The organism is Streptomyces sp. NPDC006265 (assembly GCF_040613555.1).
GTDB lineage: Bacteria > Actinomycetota > Actinomycetes > Streptomycetales > Streptomycetaceae > Streptomyces.
In genome coordinates, this window is the sequence record NZ_JBEXSH010001084.1 from 1 (window position 1) to 2,607 (window position 2,607).

Annotated in this window: 1 protein-coding gene and 1 pseudogene; both read left to right on the plus strand. The window is 72.4% G+C overall.

Features of this window, described 5'->3' with window-relative positions; genetic code table 11:
* On the plus strand, nucleotides 1–2,120 hold a 2,120-nt coding region (locus tag ABZ281_RS45505), incomplete at its 5' end, for a SpoIIE family protein phosphatase (RefSeq protein ID WP_356664266.1).
* 159 nt (nucleotides 2,121–2,279) lie between these two features.
* A pseudogene (locus tag ABZ281_RS45510) lies at nucleotides 2,280–2,607 on the plus strand (biotin carboxylase); the annotation flags it as partial.

Consider the following 2,607-nt stretch of genomic DNA (forward strand, 5'->3'; position numbering starts at 1 on the left):
GGCTCGTGACCGGCACCGTGCCGGTGTACCCGGGCGCGCGGGACGAGCACGGGGCCCCGCCCCTGTGGGACCTCGCCCTCGCCCAGCTCCCCGTACCGGTGGCGGTCTACGACCGGGACGCCCGGCTGGTGGGCGCCAACGAGATCATGACCGAGCTGATGGGCAGGTCCGAGGAGGAGATGAAGGGCCTGACCTTGTGGGAGATGGAGCCGAACCCGCCCTTCGACACCTACGACCGCCTCCAGCGGGAGGTCCTGCGCACCGGCGAGATGATCTTCCACGAGGAGCACGGCATGGCCCCGGGCGAGATCCGGCCGCACGCCTGGTCCATGTTCATGTCGCCGCTGAAGGACGAGGCCGGCGTGGTCCGGGGCATGTCGGCGACCGTGTTCGACACGACGGAGCAGCACTGGGCCCGGCGTCGGCTGGCGGTGCTCAACGAGGCCAGTCTGCGCATCGGGAGCACCCTGGATGTCGCCCGGACGGCCGAGGAGATGGCGGAAGTGGCCGTCGCCGGGGGATTCGCGGACTTCGTCACCGTGGATCTGCTGGAGTCCGTCGCCCGGGGCGACGAGCCGGGACCGCTGCCGACGGGCACGCCGGTCACGGTGCGGCGCACCGCGCAGCGGTCGGTGCTGGAGGGCTGCCCTGAGTCGGTGGTGGCCACGGGCGACACGATCGGCTACCCGGTGGGGACGTTGCCGCTGCGGGTCCTGGCCGCCGAGCGGGGCGCCCGGCACCGGCCGGGGGATCCGGAGCTGATGGAGTGGCTCAGGTCCTCCCCCGCCCGCGCCCAGACCGTGACCAGGTACATGATCCACTCGGTGATGATGGTGCCGCTGCGCGCCCGAGGCCTGACCCTGGGCCTGGTGCACTTCCTGCGCCACCGGACCCCGGACTCGTTCAGCGAGGACGATCTGCTGCTCGCGGAGGACATCGTCGCCAGGGCCGCGGTGAGCGTGGACAACGCCCGCCGCTTCACCCGGGAACGCCGCACCGCCCTGGCGCTCCAGCGCAGCCTGCTGCCCGAGCGGCTTCCGAAGCGGGCGGCGATGGACGTCGCCTACCGCTATCTGCCCACCGGGGCCGGTGCGGACATCGGCGGCGACTGGTTCGACGTCATCCCGCTGTCCGGCGCCCGCGTCGCCCTGGTCGTGGGCGACGTGGTGGGCCACGGCATCCATGCGTCGGCCACGATGGGCCGCCTGCGGACTGCCGTGCGCACGCTCGCCGATGTCGATCTCGCCCCCGACGAGCTGCTCACCCAGCTGGACGACCTCGTCATCCGGCTCGACCGGGAGGAGGGCCCGGAGGTGCGCGGGGCGGAGGAGGCGTCGGGGCAGGTCGGCGCCACGTGCCTGTACGCCGTGTACGACCCGGTGTCCCGGCGCTGCACCATGGCCCGCGCCGGGCATCCGCCGCCCGCGCTGGTCACGCCCGACGGCGGCGTCCGGTTCGTGGACCTGCCGGCCGGGCCGCCGCTGGGCCTGGGCGGCCTGCCGTTCGAGGCCGCGGAGGTGCAACTGGAGGAGAACAGCCTGCTCGCCCTCTACACCGACGGTCTGATCGAGGCACCCGGCCACGACATCGAGGTCGGAATCGCCCTGCTGCGCCAGGCACTGAGCGGCCCCTCGGTGGCGCTCGAGGAGACCTGCGAGCGGGTGCTGCGCACGCTGCTGACCGGCGGGCCCGCCGATGACGACGTCGTACTGATGCTGGCGCGGACGGCCGTGCTCGACGCCGGCAAGGTCCGCACCTGGCAGCTGCCCCCGGACCCCGCGGCCGTGGCCCGGGCCCGCAAGATGGCGGGCGAGCAGCTGGCCGAATGGGGGCTGACGGAGGCGGAGTTCGCCACCGAACTGATCGTCAGCGAACTGGTCACCAACGCGCTGCGGTACGGCGGCGCCCCCATCGAGCTGCGGCTGATCCGCGACTCGACCCTCATCTGCGAGGTGTCCGACGGCAGCAGCGCCGCCCCGCATCTGCGCCGGGCCCGGGTCTTCGACGAGGGCGGGCGGGGACTGCTGCTCGTCGCCCAGCTCGCCGAACGGTGGGGCAGCCGCCAGACGGCGACGGGCAAGACCATCTGGGCGGAACAGCCCCTGCCGACCGGAGTGTGAGCCGAGCACCCGCGTGCCGACGGTGTCCGGGTCACGACGGCATGTTCCCCGGCGTCCGGTACGGGCGCGGTGTCCGGAGCGGCATGCCGGCACGCACCAGGGGTACTCCGACGATCTTGCAAGTCGGCCTTCGGGCCGTACGTCGTCGGAAGGAGAGCCGTGTCTGACGAGACGGTGAAGAACGTCTTCGTGATCGGGCTCGACGAGGCCAACCTGCCCACGCTTCAGCAGGTCCCGGGAGCCGACCAGCTGCGTTTTCACCAGCTGCTGACGATCGAGGAGCTCCAGGTCGGCGAAGTGGACCTGCCCGCGCTGCTCGACAAGGCCCAGGGCGTGCTCGACGCGTTCGACGGCGGCATCGACGCGATCGTCGGCTACTGGGACTTCCCGGTCAGCACCCTCGTCCCGATGCTGAGCGAACGCTACGGCACCCGCAGCACCAGTCTGGAGTCGGTCGTCAAGTGCGAGCACAAGTACTGGAGCCGGC